This window comes from Shewanella sp. SM23 (assembly GCF_025654295.1).
In the GTDB taxonomy this organism is placed as follows: Bacteria; Pseudomonadota; Gammaproteobacteria; order Enterobacterales; family Shewanellaceae; genus Shewanella; species Shewanella oncorhynchi.
In genome coordinates this window covers 40,580-56,529 of record NZ_JAKKRM010000018.1, presented here as the reverse complement: position 1 = coordinate 56,529, position 15,950 = coordinate 40,580, and the positions used below count along the sequence as shown (strand labels likewise).

The 15,950-nt window shown below is 40.3% G+C and carries 15 protein-coding genes; 3 read left to right on the top strand and 12 right to left on the bottom strand.

All coding sequences use genetic code 11. The features are described from left to right. Positions 1 to 2,685 (bottom strand): TonB-dependent receptor, encoded by a 2,685-nt coding sequence (locus L5L98_RS18325; protein WP_263142784.1) that lies wholly within the window; start codon positions 2,683 to 2,685, stop codon positions 1 to 3. A 429-nt stretch (positions 2,686 to 3,114) separates the two neighbouring features. Between L5L98_RS18325 and L5L98_RS18320 the strand changes: the two genes are divergently transcribed. Then, a complete protein-coding gene (locus L5L98_RS18320) occupies positions 3,115 to 4,131 on the top strand; it encodes a LacI family DNA-binding transcriptional regulator (RefSeq protein WP_131525952.1) in 1,017 nt (338 codons plus the stop codon). A gap of 49 nt (positions 4,132 to 4,180) precedes the next feature. Here the strand turns inward: L5L98_RS18320 and L5L98_RS18315 are convergent, their stop codons facing one another. Beyond that, complete coding sequence (locus L5L98_RS18315) at positions 4,181 to 5,470, bottom strand: NAD(P)/FAD-dependent oxidoreductase (protein WP_105249931.1); 1,290 nt, start codon at positions 5,468 to 5,470, stop codon at positions 4,181 to 4,183. Positions 5,471 to 5,666: 196 nt separating this feature from the next. Continuing rightward, the gene (glnB, locus tag L5L98_RS18310) at positions 5,667 to 6,005 is read right to left on the bottom strand and encodes a nitrogen regulatory protein P-II (RefSeq protein ID WP_028760911.1); all 339 of its coding nucleotides are present in this window, start codon (positions 6,003 to 6,005) and stop codon (positions 5,667 to 5,669) included. A 241-nt stretch (positions 6,006 to 6,246) separates the two neighbouring features. Between glnB and L5L98_RS18305 the strand changes: the two genes are divergently transcribed. Further along, positions 6,247 to 6,759: a GspH/FimT family pseudopilin gene (locus L5L98_RS18305; protein WP_263142744.1), complete on the top strand. Its 513-nt coding sequence runs from the start codon at positions 6,247 to 6,249 to the stop codon at positions 6,757 to 6,759. 174 nt (positions 6,760 to 6,933) lie between these two features. Further along, entirely contained in the window at positions 6,934 to 7,425 is a 492-nt protein-coding gene (locus L5L98_RS18300; RefSeq protein ID WP_263142742.1) for a GspH/FimT family pseudopilin, read from the top strand. A gap of 146 nt (positions 7,426 to 7,571) precedes the next feature. Here the strand turns inward: L5L98_RS18300 and L5L98_RS18295 are convergent, their stop codons facing one another. The 9 genes from L5L98_RS18295 to lspA form a co-directional block, all read right to left on the bottom strand. Continuing rightward, entirely contained in the window at positions 7,572 to 7,871 is a 300-nt protein-coding gene (locus L5L98_RS18295) for a TapY2 family type IVa secretion system protein (protein WP_263142740.1), read from the bottom strand. Next, on the bottom strand, positions 7,868 to 8,263 hold the full coding sequence (locus tag L5L98_RS18290; RefSeq protein ID WP_263142738.1) for a type IV pilin protein: 396 nt from the start codon (positions 8,261 to 8,263) through the stop codon (positions 7,868 to 7,870). The genes L5L98_RS18295 and L5L98_RS18290 overlap by 4 nt, the downstream gene beginning before the upstream one ends. A 6-nt stretch (positions 8,264 to 8,269) precedes the next feature. Then, positions 8,270 to 11,758: a pilus assembly protein gene (locus tag L5L98_RS18285; protein WP_263142783.1), complete on the bottom strand. Its 3,489-nt coding sequence runs from the start codon at positions 11,756 to 11,758 to the stop codon at positions 8,270 to 8,272. A 14-nt stretch (positions 11,759 to 11,772) separates the two neighbouring features. Then, positions 11,773 to 12,255, bottom strand: a complete 483-nt coding sequence (locus L5L98_RS18280; protein WP_263142737.1) for a pilus assembly PilX N-terminal domain-containing protein — start codon at positions 12,253 to 12,255, stop codon at positions 11,773 to 11,775. Positions 12,256 to 12,267: 12 nt separating this feature from the next. Continuing rightward, entirely contained in the window at positions 12,268 to 13,278 is a 1,011-nt protein-coding gene (locus L5L98_RS18275; RefSeq protein ID WP_263142736.1) for a PilW family protein, read from the bottom strand. After that, on the bottom strand, positions 13,279 to 13,848 hold the full coding sequence (gene pilV / locus L5L98_RS18270; RefSeq protein WP_263142735.1) for a type IV pilus modification protein PilV: 570 nt from the start codon (positions 13,846 to 13,848) through the stop codon (positions 13,279 to 13,281). A gap of 207 nt (positions 13,849 to 14,055) precedes the next feature. Further along, positions 14,056 to 15,012 carry a 4-hydroxy-3-methylbut-2-enyl diphosphate reductase gene (gene ispH / locus L5L98_RS18265; protein WP_212601289.1) on the bottom strand — a complete coding sequence of 319 codons (957 nt, stop codon included), beginning with the start codon at positions 15,010 to 15,012 and terminating at the stop codon, positions 14,056 to 14,058. Between the two features lies 1 nt (position 15,013). Further along, on the bottom strand, positions 15,014 to 15,436 hold the full coding sequence (gene fkpB, locus L5L98_RS18260; RefSeq protein WP_028760921.1) for an FKBP-type peptidyl-prolyl cis-trans isomerase: 423 nt from the start codon (positions 15,434 to 15,436) through the stop codon (positions 15,014 to 15,016). Further along, positions 15,433 to 15,948 (bottom strand): signal peptidase II, encoded by a 516-nt coding sequence (lspA, locus tag L5L98_RS18255; RefSeq protein WP_028760922.1) that lies wholly within the window; start codon positions 15,946 to 15,948, stop codon positions 15,433 to 15,435. The genes fkpB and lspA overlap by 4 nt, the downstream gene beginning before the upstream one ends. Positions 15,949 to 15,950 lie beyond the last annotated feature (2 nt).

The window sequence follows — 15,950 nt, the reverse complement described above, 5'->3', positions numbered from 1 at the left end:
TTAGAAAACAAAGCTAGCACCTAGTTTATATGTAGTTTCGCCTTTAAATGACCAAGCAGGGAAATCATCTTGAAGCGCAGGCTTAACTTCAGTACCTACGCCAGCAGCACCATATTGAACGTCATCTTCAGCTGTTAAATTAACAATTTCAAGACGTAATGCAATAGCTTCTGTTACATTCCATCCTAAAGTCACATCGAGTGTACCAAAGGCATCATGCATACGGTTGCCGTAATACTTACCATATTCACGAACCATGTATTCAGAACGCCAGTTATAAGCGGCACGTGCTGAGAAATCATCATTCTCCCAGTAGCCGACTAAGTTAGCACTATGCTTTGATGACTCAGTAAACATACCTATGTTGTCAGTATAAACTTCTGAAGGTGCACTACCATCAGCATATGTATAGTTCGCATTAACACCGAAACCGTTATCAAATGCATGGTTTAGCTGCAGTTCAATACCATCGATCTCACCACCACCAGCATTTTCATATGTATTAACGGTCCAACTATCAGCTGGCACCTCTAAATCTTTATTTATGATACCAATTGATTGATTAAACTCTGACGAAGCGACAATAAAATTACTTATGTCTTTTATAAAGTATGTAGCAGAAACAAGATTGCCATCACCATAGTAATATTCAAGACTCAAATCAGCCTGTGAGGACTTCATCGGTTTTAGGCCTGGAGTTCCTTTCGTTAAGGCTTCATTCCCTTTACGATCATCAGGGAATCCAGTTAAAGTTGCTAGGAATAAATTATCGTAGTTAGGACGAGTGATCGCTTGTCCTGCGGACATACGTAAGATCAAATCCTGCGCTAAATCGAATGAAATGTTAAAGCTCGGTAAGACATCACTATAGCTGTCTTTAACGCTATGAAGCTCTTCACTCCAACCTTGGTTAACAGCTAAAATATCCGCTGGTGAGTTATCAATAACATGGCCGCTCGAAGTGACATCAGTTTGGATATAACGTAAACCAAAGTTACCTCGGAAACCTTCACCATCAAACGAGAACATACCATACATAGATAGGTTATCTTCTTCGATTAAACCATAGGCTGAGCGGCTGTAGGCAAATTGATCAACCAGAGACTCTGTGGCATTAATCATAGCGTCTAGATCAGCTTTAGGAATCGTCCAACCGTCATAACCTAACTTCATTGTGCCACTGTAAAGGTCTGAAGTTTTAAATTCATTTGTTTTGGTTGGATCATAGATGGCGCGGTATTCGCTTTTCTCAAACTCATGTTGTGTGTAACGAACACCTGTTTCGAACTTATTGATAACACCTAGGTCAAGGTCAAAGTCAACATCTAACTGAAAATAAGTTTCTTCGTCAGAGTTAGGTCCTTTAATCCCCGTCCAAGTTGATGTACTCACAGTTGTATCTAATTGGTCTTGGGTAAAGCCCATATCACGACCATTGATATCGACCTGTTTGCCTGTAGCATCAACAGTACCCGCCCACTTAACTTGGCCAAACTTATCACCCCACCAACCATAACCAAAGTTAGCACTCATTTGAGTACCACCTTCAGCTTTTGTCCTTCCTGCAACACCTGAAATTGCGAAACCATCACCTTTATAGTCAGCGTTCAACTCAAAAGTATCAGATGTCATTTCACCTTTACGTGCCCAATTCTGGAAAAACACATCTGATGGCGCATTTTCAGGAGTGACACTTAACGTACAAACACCCGCAGCATTAAATTGTTTACATGCCGATGGATTAGTTGTATTACCAGGTCCAGCGGTGCCATCTTTAGGTGCGCCAGCCCAGTTTGTATCGGTTTCAATATACATGTTAGCGCCAATACTATCTGCACCGAGTTTCAGTGATAGTATGTGCGCACCTAATTCTAAATTATCCGTTGGTCGGAATTGTAATGTTGCATCTAGCGCAGTGCGCTCTTGCTGCTGCAAGAAACTAGATGGCTGAACAGAAGAACGTCCACCCCAATCTAAATCCGCTTCAGTACCAGTCCGTAAATACTCACGGTCAATATATGAACCCGCAACTAAAACACCAAATGTCTCATCATCATTTTTCCAGCTATACAAACCAGATAATTCAGGTGCTATATCTTCATTTACAGTTCCATATTCACCCTTTGCAGAAACAAATACAGAATTAGCATCCATATCAAGAGGCTTACGGGTTTTAACGATAACTGTACCACCAATACCACCTTCTACAAGGTTGGCTTGAGTCGACTTATACACCTCCATACCACCAATTAGCTCAGAAGGCAGCATAGAATAGTTAAATGAACGGTCGACGTTCATTTGATCGTACCAACCAGTAGACGCTACGTTCTGGCCATTTAAGGTGGTCAGAGTCATTAAAGGATCTGTACCACGGATAGAAACTGAACTACCTTGCCCAAATGTACGACCCACAGTTACGCCTGGGACACGACCGAGAGCTTGGCCGACATCAGAATCAGGAAATTTACCAATATCTTCCGCAGTAACAGCATCCACTACTGCGTTAGAAAATCGTTTTTCATTGATATTGGCTTTATTTGAAGCGCGAATACCGCGAACTTCAATTTTTTCAATATTTTCAGGTGCTGCGGTGGTTGCAGCAACAGCGCTGATGGATACAGCACTGCCAAGTAGGATAGCAATATTTGTTGCTAGTACAGTTTTCTTAAAGGTTGATGGTCGCATCTCGTTTCCCTTCCATAACTTTATTATCGTTTTAGTATTCATAACCATTCCCCGCAGAATGACAACGCTGTCATGTCTATTGCAAACATTACACAATAATTAACAGCCTTGCCACAACAAAATAACGATGGAAGCAAAAAAATGTCATAAAGCAGAATTTTGAATCAGTAGTTTTATTAAAAACCATTATAAAACATGAGCTTTAATATTATGACGTAAATTTACAACTCCCAGCATAATTGTAACAATGATAAATTAACGCCAATTTGTAACAATTCAGGATTGCTAAGCACATCAAAAGCTCGCACTATAAGATGTATAAGTCAGAAAAAACTGATAAAAAATGTAAGCCTGTAAATTGCAGGTAAAGAATTTACGTTCATAGAACAGTTAACCCCTCGCGACCTTAGACAAAGAGTTTTTACATCAATGAAAGTCACTATCAACGACGTAGCTAAATATGCTGGAGTGTCTATCAAGACAGTATCCCGTGTAACCAATAACGAACCTTCAGTGAAGCAGGCCACCGTTGACAAAGTGAACGAGGCGATAAAAGCACTTAACTACCAACCTAATTTAGCAGCAAGAAATCTAGCAGGAACTAAATCCTATGCTATTGGTTTTATTTACGATAATCCAAACGCTTACTATATTATTGATATGCAAAATGGGATCTTGTCAGCCTGTAAAGACAAGGGCTATGAACTTGTCATCCACCCTTGCAATGCCAAATCAGAGACCATATGTGATGAGCTTACAGCACTAGTCAAATATTCTAGGCTCGCAGGATTAGTACTAACACCTCCCTTGTCAGAAGATCCTAAAGTACTCAAAGCACTCACTGAAATTGATGCTAACTATGTGCGCATTATTGCGGGAGAAAAGGACAACGATCAGAATGGGTTGACTATTTTAGTCAACGATAAATTCGGTGCAGTTCAAATCACCCAGCATCTAATTGATTTAGGCCACAAGCATATCGCTTTTTTAAGCGGAGATTTACACCATGAATCCACCAAAGAGCGATTACTTGGTTTTAAACAGGCATTAACAATAAATAACCTAAAGCTGAATGAAAACTACATAATTGAAGGGAAGTACTCATTTGAGTCCGGTGTTGATGGTGCTAACAAGCTCATCAAACTAAAAAATCGCCCGACGGCGATTGTTGCTTGTAACGATGAAATTGCCGCTGGTGCACTTTTTGCGGCTCGTTTAGCGGGTTTAGACATACCCGTTGATTTATCAATTGTCGGTTTCGAAGATAGCCCATTCTCACGTCAAACCTGGCCTAAACTTACCACAGTACATCAGCCAAACGCAGAAATAGCTCAGGTTGCTACTGAATTATTAATAGCAAAACGTCGCGAGCAAGATGCCATATATTCTAGAACCTTTACTCCTGAACCTATCATTCGTGACTCGTCGGCAATTCCTAAACAATAAAAAAAGAGAGCATATATGCTCTCTTTCTATCTCCTAAATCACATAGAAATCAATGTAATTTGAGCTTCGGACGCTGCCACTTCAATAACTTTTGTGCCACTCGATACACAATTGCCGAAAACCAACCATAAAGGCTGGCTAAATGCCTCTGATACAAAGAGATATACATCAATCTTGCTATATGGCCTTCAACAAAGAAAGTGCCAGAACGTAGGTTCCCCATTAAATTGCCTACCGCAGAGAAGCGGCTTAAAGACACTAATGAGCCGTAATCTTTATAAATAAATGCCTTTTCAGGCTTACCTTGTAATCGATTAACGATATTATCAAACAAGGTATCAGCCATCTGAGCTGCTGCTTGCGCCCTTGGTGGAACAGGCTGGCCAGAACTTTGGATCAATAGAGCACAATCGCCAAGGGCGTAGATATCCTGATGACCTTTAACTCGCATACAATCATCAACTTCTACCTGATTTCGCGGAGTAATGGGCAGTTTTGCAAAATGCTGAAATGCTTTTGGCCCTTTTACACCGGCAGCCCATACTTTTAAGCCTGCTTTAATCACATCGCCATCTTGGGTAATGAAACCATCACGAGTCACTTCTTTAACTTGAACACCGATATGTAAACGTATACCAATCTGATCAAGAACAGCTTGAGCCCTAGCGCTTACACGCTCTGGTAATTGTGGAAGAATTTTGGGTGACGCTTCAATCAAATGCACATCAAGATGATGCTTAGCGATATTCAGATAGCCGTACTCTTTAACAGACTCTATGACATGATGAAGCTCTGCTGCCAATTCAACCCCTGTCGCACCCGCACCGACAATACCAATGCTGACTCTTTCTTGCGTTTCATTTAATTGGAGTAAAGCGTCGAGTAATTTATGATGAAATAAATTGGCATTTTCAAGGCTGTCTAAGAAAATACAATGCTCATCTGCACCTAATGTATTGAAGCTATTAGAAACTCCACCCAATGCAAGCACTAAAAAATCGTAATTGATTTGTCGCTGCTCTAGGAGCAACTCACCTTCATCATTATAGACTGCGGCTAACTGAATCGATTTAGCATCCGGCTCACACTGCTCTATCTCACCACGAATATAGCGATAACCGTTTTTAAGTCCATGATCGCGATAGAGCAAACCTTCAATAGATTGATCTATCACACCAACAGCGACTTCGTGTAATTTAGGCTTCCATATATGAATAGGACTTTTATCAATTAAGCACACATCGACGACATCACTACCGCCCCATTTACGGCCCAACTTCGATGCAAGCGCTAAACCAGCAGCACCACCACCCACGATCACTATTCTTTTTGTAGCCAAAATGACAACCTCATAAAACTCATTTGCGAGGCTAAGTTATACCATGTTACAGATAAGAGATAACTACATTAGTTGAGTAAAACAGGCGATTTTCCATTAAAGATATTTCAGAAACCCAGCAGTACTATTTAGTTTTTCCATATGCTTAGGCAACAAAAAAGGGCCACTAGGCCCTTTAGAATCGTTCGTAAGCAGTTTATACCGCTTCTTCGTTTTCTTCACCCGTTCGAATACGGATAACACGTTCAACATCTGTGACAAAAATTTTGCCATCACCAATTTTGCCAGTACGGGCCGTTTCAACAATGACATCAATTGCTTGGTCGAGCAGATCGTCTTGGATCACTAACTCTATTTTTACTTTTGGCAGAAAATCCACCATATACTCTGCACCACGATACAGCTCTGTATGCCCTTTCTGACGACCAAAACCCTTAACCTCCAGTACCGTCATCCCAGTTATACCAATTTCTGCAAGTGATTCGCGCACATCATCTAACTTAAATGGCTTAATAATGGCTTCAACTTTTTTCATTAAAAATTCCTCATCCCTTGCAATAACATAAACAAACAGAATAACACTAGCTTACACGGGGTTACGTTAATATTGAAGTGAATGTAGTGCTTTACTCATAAAACACAGTTTCTATAAAATCGCTTTTAGCACATAAAAGTCTAAAAAAAGTACTATGAATATTGCCTCAGATTTTATACTTACATTCTAGCCAGCACTAACTCGCTCGCGGGATGCAAGCGTAAAATAACAAGGATCTGTTATGAACTTCCATCGAAAAGGCTTTAGCCTAATAGAACTTATGACTTCACTTTCCATCTTAACGATCTTACTTACAGGCGGAATACCATCCTTAACTGATTTTTATACTCAATATAGAGCTGATAGCAGCATACGCATCATCCAACAAACGCTGCAATTTGCACGCAACCAAGCAATTACCCTTAACAGAACAGTGACAGCATGTGCTGTTATCGATGAAAAATGCGTACAAAATTGGCAAGTTGGACTAACAGTATTCATTGACACTAACAGTAATAACCAACTAGATGACAGCGATAAAATACTCTATAAGATAAATGCTTTTGATTCAAAAGACACAGTTAAATACAATCGTACGGCAATCCGGTTTCAGCCTGACGGGCTGGCATCTGGTACAAATGGAACACTCAAATATTGTCCCTCATCAGCCACAAGCCCGTATTCACGAGCAGTCGTTATTAATCAAGCAGGTAGAGTTCGCTTTTCAACCGATGACAATATAAATTGCACTTAACCTTATCAGTGTTAAGATAATGAGCAAAATTTATACGTTTAGAAAAGCCACAAAAATATCATGATAAGGAAGCTTTTTTATATCAAAAACATAAGATCAAAAAAGCACTACTTCGATACTGATATCAGCAGCATTCTCGCTTATACTCTATTGTAAATAAGTGAGGATAGTCCCATGCAAAAAAAAATGGCAGGTTTTACCTTAATTGAGTTAATGGTCACAATTGCTGTCGCAGCAATTTTATTAACCATTGGAATACCGTCATTGGTCTCTCTCTACGAAGGTATGCGGGTAAATAATAATATTACAAAAATCCATGACATTATGGCCTTTGCTCGCAATCAGGCGGTGAGCTATGGGACCACCGTCAATGTTTGCCCTTTTGCGACTGCAACCTCCTGTGGAACTGGCAAAGACTGGAGTAAAGGAGTTAGAGTCTATATAGCTACTGGAAACAAAGAACTACGGGTAATTGATGGCTTTCATACTAATGATAAAGTTAAAGGCCCTGCCGATTCACTCACCTTTTCACCCGATGGTCTTTCTTCTGGAGGGATATTTAATTATTGCCCAGAAGGAAAAGCGGCCGAGTCAAAGGGCGTTATAGTCAATGTTGGAGGTGTAATTTCATACGGCGCTAATGGTGATAGCTGTGTTATTAATTAACTAAATACATCTAAAATCCGTATTTAACATCATAACAACGCTCAAACCCCAAGAGCACTTAAAAACTATATCATTCTGTGAACTTATCTTAGAAATAGTCAAAAAACCTTTAAAAAGGTTTTTTATTAAAGCTTCACGAATGATACTTATCTAAGTGTAATCTTATCTAGTTGCTTACTCTCGTCACTGGTAAACTCTTGGCTTAGAGAAACACATTCAACGACATCTTTTATAAAATACTTTTTACCATCTGATGCGGTTAGCTGCTTGCCTGGTAAACTGGCTATATTCAGGTTAACGTCTTTTACCTTCCAACGATAAAAAACCACTTTATCCCCTTTAGATGCCGTAATGTGACATTTATAGTCCTGTGCTGGCTCACTCGTAGCTGCAACGGACACACAAGAAAAAATACCTAACACTAAAACAATAAGAGTTCTGCTCATTTCCAACACTCCGCTGACGGGCCTTTTACACCCGTAGATGTCATAGTAATAGTTGCACAGGTGGTATCTCGGCTCGCTTGACTGCCTTTAGCCGTCGCCGTGATGGTATAGGCGTTTGTACCAGCAGATCCAACGCTATAGTGCCCGTTTTCCGTTACAAAAGGATTGGCTGCCAATCCCAGCTTGGTCATATCAGTAGCAAAATTCCGATTATCAAGGTAATACTGTTCTTGCAAATTTGCGACCCGCATTACTGCTGCCACGCCTTCTGAACGAGCACTTTTTGTGATGTAGTCAATGTACGAAGGGTAAGCAATACCAGCTAATATTGCTACGATTGCTACCGTTATCATTAACTCAATCAAGGTAAAACCTTTCACCATTTTTTTCATCTAATCTCACTCATTAATATGGTAATAAATTTTATTGGTATTCAAGCCACCACCCAACCCGATAGTGCCGGTACATTCACCATTTTGACACTCGCCTTTACCCACGCCAATGATATAGGCATCGGCAGGTTTGCCGTCTTCAGGTTTGGGAATGACGATTTGAGGAGTGTCTGGTACCCGCTCACCTACCTCATAATAAACTTGGCTGTATGAACGAGTTCCTTTATGCAAGTCGAACACATACAGTCGTCCTTGGCCAGAAAAACCACACACTCCGGCATCTAAATCTACAGCTTGGTTTGTGGGGGGCACAAATGAGGTAAAATGTACTTTACCTTTAAAAATTAATGAGGCGGATAAACTCTTTTCCCCTGCTGCGGGAAAACTGTAATACCACCCTTTGAGTTTTCCAAATGCAATATCAGCTGCATTGCCACTCGGTGCAGAGGTGGTGACATCATACAAATCCGTCGACGTTAAGGTAGCAGGCTTAATCACAAAATTTTGCGTGACAACATTACGATCTTGGAAAACATAAAACTTATCTTTAATACTTAATCCAAGCGGATTATCCCGATTACCTGAGCCAATAGTCACTGCATCATAAGGAATTTTCTGATAGCTCAGCGTTGTACCATCAGAATGCACATTATTAAATTCAGTTTGAGCCACTACTGGGCCAGCAAAAAACATACGATTGTCAGGTGCTGCGCCTGCTATTGCAGCAAACTTAAATACAGTCCACTTTGTATTATCCGTACCAGCTAAATCCATTCGCCAAACATTGCCAGTTATATCACTGGCATAAATTCTATCCGTATAACCATCATTATCACTGTCTAAGACGGCAACTCTTGTCGCTATACTTCCCATATCTGCATCGGCAAATTTTGCAATAAAAGCCCCAGTATTAGCATTTACAATATAGATGGCTTGCCCTGTGCCTTGGGCAGATGCCATACCACCACCAAAAACTAACACGGGGTCAGTTATTCCATTTAAAGTAGTGACTACAGGCTCAGACCAAGTCTCACCCAAATCTTCAAATCCAGTTGTATCGGAATTAATTAACCATTTAAAGGATGGTGAGTCTGGCTTTGAAATATCTAAGGCATAGTAAGAAGCGCCACCACTACGCATACCTAAAAACACCCAAGCGATATCAATCTCACCATCAGATTCACCTCCAGATTTCGTTTTCGTATAGGCGACGGGTGATAAATCCATACCATAAACTGAATGCACTCCAGTAGCAGGATTATCTCTCAATTTTGGAATATTTCCCAAAAGTTCATTGGGAATAAATGCCCAAGATTCAGAAACTGAGCCGATAGAATAATCAGAACTGCCAGAATCAGAGTCTTTGAACATATGCACTAAACCTTGATTAGTACCAACAAGGATCCTTACATCAAGATTTTCGCTTACTAGTTTGCCACCATCATACACTGGCTTACTTCCAAAATTAATCGCTAAGGGTTTTGAATGCAGCGGATCCCCCATAATATCTTCACGTGCATCAGAGGTACTTTCATCATTGTTTTCATCATCGACATCAACGCCATATAACCAATCCAAATCTGCCTGTGAATAATTAGAAACAAAAGAAGATGAGGTAATACTGATTAAACTTGCTCCACTATTGGTATAAATTTTGCGGTCATTAAGTTGAGTCTGTAATATAGGTAAGACTCCACCGGTAAGCACTTTATTACCATCATTAGAATTAGAGCAAGTATTCCAATAAGTACAAGTATCAATTGAAATATTGCCATTCGTATCAATGGCATTAGCACTTCCACCAGGCCCCACGATTTCACCAGCAGAGTTAACCTTTAATTTTTTGAGGTTACCACTCCAACGAGGTCCATTACCAGGTAAAAACATGGCGTAATAAGCTGAATTATAGGTTTGTGTTTTATCAAAGTTATTACTGGCAATACTGGGCGAGGTGAATGATGAATCAATCGTCAAAATCGATTTTAGGGCGTCATCTAATGCCGACACTAAATCTAGGCCATTTTTAGCGACATAATAGCCCTTAGACACACCATTACTATTGCGAGGATTACCGCCTCTATAAGCGGTTTCTTCCAACAAATCTGCCGCCGCATCAGCACCATCGGAAAACCCGATAGTAAACACTCGTAGATTTTGTTTATTATCAACACCTAAAGAATCTTTGTTTCCAATGACAATATCATTATTATACATATAGGCTGCTAAAGCTGGCATGTAACTGGTGTCGTTTTCATTCTTTGAGTCTTTAAAATTAAAAATACTATAATCAGCTTCTTTGTTAGCCGCACTTGCAGTTAATCCAGAAATCAATTTATCAGCAGATTTATCAACCGTTGGTGCGCCATCGGTTATATATATCACATAAGCGGTATCGGGACACTTTTTAAATGGTGTGGTGTAGCTACCACTCATCAAAATACCAGGCGGCTTATTTGCGGTATAATTAAGCGTATTATTTTTAGTATCTTTATTACCAAACGTGACGGGACCACCACTGAAATATTGGTAAGCCTCATATAAGGTTTCACACAATGGAGTATTAGTTTGTGCTGGCATACCATTAATTAAATTTGTAAGACTTGCTTTATTGGCATCATTCATCAGAGCTAAGTCATACACCACTCGGCCGCCATCGGAATCCCCCTCTTTAGGGTAATTCAGGTTAAATACAGCGAGTCCAGCATCAATTGGTACGGCCAACCCATCCAAGGCAGATATTAACGCCGATTTAGCAACATCAAGGCGTGTTCCTGTTCCACCACTTATTTGCCCGTCTGGAGTTTTCGCCCATTGGTACCAAGCTAAATAATGAGCAGTATAAAGAGTTACAGGTGTTCCACTAGCGAATTTTTTTGTCGCCTTTGAATTATCACTTGTATACATCGTACTATTATCAATAGGATAACCCACAGTTCCATTACCAGGATTAGCTGGGTCTTTATTTAAAATATCTTCTAAACAATCAACATATGGCTTTTTATTAAACCCATTATTATTAGCCAAATTAACCCAAGATTTTGTTTTAAACTCTCCTACATAACCAGTATAACGGCCTTTGGTGGATAACAATTTTTCAGCTGTATTACAATTATTGTTTTGCTTATTGAATCGACGAGACTCGTTTGCTTCATCAGGAATTGGCATATTATTGGTATTATCAATACCACCTGAATTCCAATATATTGCCTGCTCATTTATATATTTATAATAACCTTTGTCATTTATATACTTTTCGAGTCCAGCAGGGTAACTACATTTAAGCGCCTTTTCATCAGCTTCTGAGCAATAAGAGGTTACCGCATTTTCCTCCACTGTTGACATACTGCCAGAATTATCAAAAATAAATAACACCTGCGGACGCTTACCAGTGCGCACCGTTGAATCCACTAAATAAAGTTCAGTATCATCGGCAAAGGTAACGCCTGCCGTGCAGGTTACTAGGGTTAACATTCCTATGAGCCATTTGTTTAGCATGATATTCATTCCTATTAAGGCAACACTTGCTGTTCGACACCCGCAACGACCGTTAATTGGCCCAAATTATCTCGGCCAAATGTTGTTGTGCTGCTAATTTCTACACGACGACAATTCACCAAATTTGCGCCTGTTGCATTTGCTGTGCGTTGACAACTGACATTTTTAGGCTGAACAACTAAATTACCTGTACCATCATCAACAAAAGGTAGAGGAGTCACCACTTGCACCACTTGCCACGGTTCATCGGGATTCGGATCCAAATAATGATTATCAGGGTCTATATCAGACAAATTAGCAAAGTAAGATTGGGGCTTCTCCAATAACAATGCTGCAACCCCCCCGTCAGCTAACGCTTTAGCTTCTAAGCGCTCAGAGCCAGCACCAGACATGCGTAATGATTGAGTTGAGTTTACTGCCAATGCAACACCAATGACAGTCATGATGATCAGAACAATTAATGCGAAAAACAGCACTACCCCTTTTTGCCTTTTCATCAATAACTCCGATTAGCTACGTATTAACACAGGGTTTTCGAGAACAATAGTCACTGACATCACCTTGCGTCGATAATGATCGTTAAAAGGCCCAAGTTCAGTCCCATTAGCATTATTTTTATCACCCAACTGATATGTGGCCTCATTTATATAGCTTTTATCTTCTTGAGTAGTTCTAATTAATACAAACGCTTTTATCGCTACTAAACGTTGGAATCCTTCGTTATCCCACATCAATGATGTAACATCTTCTGCTGGCATGAAACTATCAGGAGTGCTATCCCCATCATTATCAAACCCATATAAAAATCGAATATTTTCTATGCCTTCAACCAATTGCTCATCGTTACTCATACCAGTGCTGGTTAAAGTTTTACGCCGCAAAATAGGTATTCCACTTGCGTCATCTGCAATGAAGTACACATGGTGCTGATACTCCCAAATCCTAGAGTTTTCTATCGTTGCGGCAGGGTTCTCACCAACAAAAAATGCCACTTGTGATGAATTGGATGCGGCATAAATTGCATTGTTATCGCCCTTTAATACACTTGGACCTAGGAAACGTTTTAACTGTAAAACATCAGTATTAGCTTTCACATCATCATAATCCAAACAACTGAGATACTCACTCGTGGCAGTGTTTCCATACCCCCAAAGCCGTCTAAAATGTGCAGGTTTATTATCAGGTAAAGTTGCATTATTTAAGCCAGCTCCAACACAATCAGAAGTTAAGGCAGCAACCTCAACATTTGTATTTGTTCCAACAATAAAATCTGTACCTGTAATGTCCCCCATAAAACCTAATTGACTAATATCACGTTCTATTATGGCTAATGCGATACGCCCATTTTCCTGTAACTGATTAAATTGACTGGTTGTGGTGACATTTGATGAAGACATACTAAACATAGTAAAAACACCGGCAGTCAAAAAAAGTCCGATAACCATTGCGACCATCAACTCTACAAGTGACATGCCTGACTGCAGTTTCTTCTTTGCTATAACAAAAATTGCTATTTTCATTTATATAATCATCGTTTTAATGGAAAATATTCGGCGATTTTCCTTATCTGCACCACATTTAGCGGAAGTATCCACAACTTTCGAACTATCAATTGCTGTTTTACGTATTCCACGCCATACAATCACCACTAAAACATCATTATTAGTGATTTGAATACATCCAGAGGGAGAATCAAGGCCGCCAACATTTTGAGTACCTACAATTTCATCTTCACCAGAAAAGGTTGATCGCCACTCATATAAATCCCAAGCAACCAATTGAGTGGGGGAGCATAGAGTTCCTCCATCACACGCAGGTGATGCAGGTGTAATAGCTGATTTAGAACCGCTATAATGACCTTTGTAACTAGTGAGCTGTGTTCTATTCAGCTTCATTCGATTAATTATGTCGTTTGCATAATAGGAGGCTTGAGTTTGCTGAAAGGATTCAAAGCTGCCACGCTTTGCAACAATATGCAGATTAAAAATACCAATTAAGCCAATGACTAAGATCACTAACGCAACAAGCACTTCAATTAATGAGAAGCCCCGTTGAAATTCCCTTTGTGTCAACCTTTCGATTTTAGTCATATTTTTGACAAGCTTTTCAGCTATTTACCTTTAAAAATCTTAGTATTACGATAAAAAATACCAACAGTTAATAATAGATGAGTAAAATGTAAGTAGCCAGTAACATTAGCACATAAGCATTGACATCATTATGCTTTGAATGAATTTGAGACAATAAAAAAGAGGCTTATAGCCTCTTTTTTATTGTCGATTAAACAGTACACAGATTTAACGTAATTCGGCTGGCACAGCAAAAACAGTGTCTTCTTTACGCCCTTCAACTTCAGTCACAACACTAGGGGCAAGTTTAGCGATTGCTTGAACCACTTGTTGGACTAAGACCTCGGGGGCTGAAGCTCCTGCGGTGACGGCTACACGTGTAACATTATCAAACCAACTAGACTCAACATCATCTGCAGTATCCACCAGATAAGACAGGGTTCCTGTTTTCAATGCTAGCTCGCGTAAACGATTAGAGTTAGAGCTGTTTTTTGAGCCAACAACAATCAACAAATCAACGTCTGCAGATAAATTGCGTACCGCATCTTGACGATTCTGCGTTGCATAACAAATATCGTCTTTTCGCGGACCTTCTATAGAGGGAAACCTTTTTTGTAACGCAACAATAATGTCCAAAGTATCATCTACAGACAAAGTAGTTTGTGTCACGAAGCAGAGATTATTAGGATCGCGAACTTCCAAGGCTTCAACATCTGCAGGCGATTCAATCAGATAAACGCCACCATTAGGATTATCGTATTGCCCCATAGTACCCTCGACTTCAGGGTGCCCTTCATGGCCAATCAGGATGCACTCAATACCTTTGCGGCTGGCACGCGTCACCTGAAGATGTACTTTAGTCACTAAAGGACACGTCGCATCAAAGACTCTCAGCCCTCGCGCCTTAGCCTCTTGTCTCACCGCTTGAGATACACCATGGGCACTGAAGATAACAATGTTGTTATCCGGCACTTGATCTAACTCTTCGACAAAAACCGCACCGCGATCCTTCAGATTCTGCACGACATAGCGGTTATGTACGACTTCATGGCGAACATAGATAGGCGGCGAAAATAATTCCAACGCCCGTTCAACAATACTGATAGCACGATCAACACCCGCACAAAAACCGCGCGGGTTAGCGAGCATAATATTTAAACTTGGGCTAGTAGGATCGAGTTTCATCTTAAAATACCTTTACTACGTCCAGTTCAAAAGTGATCTTGTGTCCTGCCAGAGGATGATTAAGATCGACTGTGATGGAATCACCCGCAACATCACGGACAATACCTGGGATCTCACTACCACCAGGGCCAGCAAAACTCACAATCACGCCAGCCTCTAAACTCATGTCAGCCGGAAAACGGCTTCGATCTAGATAATGGATAGCATCAGGATTGGATTCGCCAAAGGCATCAATCGCTTCAAGCGTGAAACTGTGCTTATCACCTTCAGCAAGCGTCACCAGCTGCGCCTCAAATGCAGGACTTAAAGTACCATCACCCACATTTAATCGAGCCGGTTTACCCGAAGCTTTAGTGCTATCGGCAGTTGAGCCATCAGCAAGCACAATGTTCATGTGGCATAATAATGAACGTGTCACAGTCACTTTTTAACCCCTTCAGCGCTATCAGCTTCAGACTTATCGCTTACAAATGCATCCCAAATAATCAGCACTGCACCGACGCAAATGGCAGCGTCGGCAATATTGAATGCTGGATAATGGCTCTTATTCCAGAAGAAATCGATAAAATCAACCACGAAACCATGCATCAATCGATCGACTAAATTACCTAAAGCACCACCAATCACTAAGGTGTAAGCTAGATTCAGTTTCCACAAAGAAGACGATTGCTTACGCAACCACACAGTCAATAACGTACTGAATCCAATCGCAACAATCGTAAACAGCCAGCGCTGCCAACCTCCGGCTTCACTTAAAAAACTAAAAGCTGCACCATAGTTACGTACATAAGTGAAATTAAAGAAAGGTAATAATTTCACTGATTCATACAAATCAAAATTGGCTAAGACCCATTGCTTAGATAGCTGATCGGCTAAAAACACCAATACAGCTACCCAATACCAACGTAAGCCACTGTCTTTCCAAGTTAATGGCATAC

Bases quoted from the DNA above. Each gene is read 5' to 3' on its own strand.
- L5L98_RS18325 (WP_263142784.1), bottom strand. From the start codon at position 2,685: ATGCGACCATCAACCTTTAAGAAAACTGTACTAGCAACAAATATTGCT.
- L5L98_RS18320 (WP_131525952.1), top strand. From the start codon at position 3,115: ATGAAAGTCACTATCAACGACGTAGCTAAATATGCTGGAGTGTCTATC.
- glnB (WP_028760911.1), bottom strand. From the start codon at position 6,005: ATGAAAAAAGTTGAAGCCATTATTAAGCCATTTAAGTTAGATGATGTG.
- L5L98_RS18305 (WP_263142744.1), top strand. From the start codon at position 6,247: ATGAACTTCCATCGAAAAGGCTTTAGCCTAATAGAACTTATGACTTCA.
- L5L98_RS18300 (WP_263142742.1), top strand. From the start codon at position 6,934: ATGCAAAAAAAAATGGCAGGTTTTACCTTAATTGAGTTAATGGTCACA.
- L5L98_RS18295 (WP_263142740.1), bottom strand. From the start codon at position 7,871: ATGAGCAGAACTCTTATTGTTTTAGTGTTAGGTATTTTTTCTTGTGTG.
- L5L98_RS18290 (WP_263142738.1), bottom strand. From the start codon at position 8,263: ATGAAAAAAATGGTGAAAGGTTTTACCTTGATTGAGTTAATGATAACG.
- L5L98_RS18285 (WP_263142783.1), bottom strand. From the start codon at position 11,758: ATGCTAAACAAATGGCTCATAGGAATGTTAACCCTAGTAACCTGCACG.
- L5L98_RS18280 (WP_263142737.1), bottom strand. From the start codon at position 12,255: ATGAAAAGGCAAAAAGGGGTAGTGCTGTTTTTCGCATTAATTGTTCTG.
- L5L98_RS18275 (WP_263142736.1), bottom strand. From the start codon at position 13,278: ATGAAAATAGCAATTTTTGTTATAGCAAAGAAGAAACTGCAGTCAGGC.
- pilV (WP_263142735.1), bottom strand. From the start codon at position 13,848: ATGACTAAAATCGAAAGGTTGACACAAAGGGAATTTCAACGGGGCTTC.
- ispH (WP_212601289.1), bottom strand. From the start codon at position 15,012: ATGAAACTCGATCCTACTAGCCCAAGTTTAAATATTATGCTCGCTAAC.
- lspA (WP_028760922.1), bottom strand. From the start codon at position 15,948: ATGCCATTAACTTGGAAAGACAGTGGCTTACGTTGGTATTGGGTAGCT.